Origin of the sequence: Photorhabdus kleinii (assembly GCF_025384885.1) — a bacterium.
Classification (GTDB): Bacteria; Pseudomonadota; Gammaproteobacteria; order Enterobacterales; family Enterobacteriaceae; genus Photorhabdus; species Photorhabdus kayaii.
In genome coordinates this window covers 1-1,535 of record NZ_JAJAFY010000122.1, presented here as the reverse complement: position 1 = coordinate 1,535, position 1,535 = coordinate 1, and the positions used below count along the sequence as shown (strand labels likewise).

At 47.2% G+C, this 1,535-nt stretch carries 2 protein-coding genes; both read right to left on the bottom strand.

All coding sequences use genetic code 11. From position 1 onward, the window contains the following. Positions 1 to 584: tail fiber assembly protein (locus tag LG003_RS22870; RefSeq protein ID WP_262981746.1), on the bottom strand; the 584-nt coding region annotated here is incomplete at its 3' end. Further along, entirely contained in the window at positions 584 to 1,414 is an 831-nt protein-coding gene (locus tag LG003_RS22865; protein WP_390894166.1) for a phage tail protein, read from the bottom strand. The genes LG003_RS22865 and LG003_RS22870, both read right to left, overlap by 1 nt. Positions 1,415 to 1,535: the final 121 nt, after the last annotated feature.

Sequence of the window (1,535 nt, the reverse complement as noted above, 5' to 3'; positions counted from 1 at the left end):
ACATCTACACGCGTAAGCAATACTCTGTACTTCTTCCATTCGAGTAGAGCGGCTTTCTCTGAGTCTGTAGCGACTTCTAAATCAACAGAGTCTTGTAGCAATGAGAGTGTTTCATTTGCTTGTTGTAGCAGTGCTGCTTGTTGTTGCTTAGCTTCATTAATCTGATGGGATTTGAGAAGGTCTTTATCAACTACCCATTCTTTGCCGTTCCACGTATCGAAATCAGTTGGGGGCTTCTTGAACGTCAGGGTATCCGGCAGTTCACCGATTTCAGTGACTTCTTGCGGAGCGCGAGTTAACGTGTCGTAAGCTGTTTTGCCACGGTAATCCGGGAGGATTTGCCAGCACTTTCCGTCTTCACTGCGACAAACGGCCACATCGTGAGAATCGGGAAGTTCTGGCGCATCGGGATAAGCACCGGCTGATAGACTGACACCGAGCATCACATACTCAATGTCTGAAACTGTGAATTCTCTTGTTATCTGATTCGAGTGATAAACCTTTATCCAGCCTGCTTGAATAGCCAATCCGTCTTTACCCAATACGGCTGTTTCATGTTCTAAAGAGTACTTTTGTTCTGTCATTATGCTGCTCTCACTATGTAGTTAAATGCGATATTGCGGGGGCGGGTTTCGTTAGCTGTACGTGCAACTCGTGATGCGTCGAAATTCCAATCCCCATTACTGCTGAATACTCCGCCTACGTGACCTGACGTTGTTTCATTTCGAAATATCGCTGCAAATGCCCCGGAGGCTCGCGGGAGTTCAACACCTTTGTACATTCCGATTGATCCAGTAATTTTTTGAATGGCATCATCTTGCGACGTACCGCACACTCGACCGGGATCAACACCACGGCTATCATCCCACCCCCGGATAAACTCACCCCTTAAATCGGGTACCCTACCGGCAGGATAAGCTTCTGCTAGCTTTGGGTATAAAGACTTATCGAATGATTGACCGTTGCATGTTAAGTAACCCACAGGAGTGTATCGGTGGGGGTATGGGATAGGTGCGCCAACTGGGTGCTGCTCTGGCGGCAATATTGCACTTGAATAGACAATATCCCAGCCGATCCATGTTTTTCCAGAATTCCACGATTGCCGGATAACTACTTCGGAGTGATGCGATGTGTACTTTTGAGAAATTACAACCCCAGAACTCCGCACTTCTAGTATTCCAAAACCGTACACGCTAGTTGGAAATGGAAAATCTGAAACAGTGGCTGTGTTGGGCACGTTCACAAGCACAAAACCCGATGACAAAAAATCTTGGAATTTTTTTGATTCTGTCAGCGTGCTGAGCGGATTTACACTTATTGCCCCCACATCCCCCGCATTCAAACTGATATCCCCGGTCAGCGCCTTGCCGTTCACTTTCCGGCTACCCGGTACCGCACTATTCGCCTTATTCACCGTCTCCACCAAGCCGAGGTTTTTCACAAACGCGTTTTTGTCGGGGATGTCGGCGCCGTTTTGGTTTTTTGCCAGCTTACTATTTGCATTATCATTTACATCAGAAACTAACTTCTGAGTG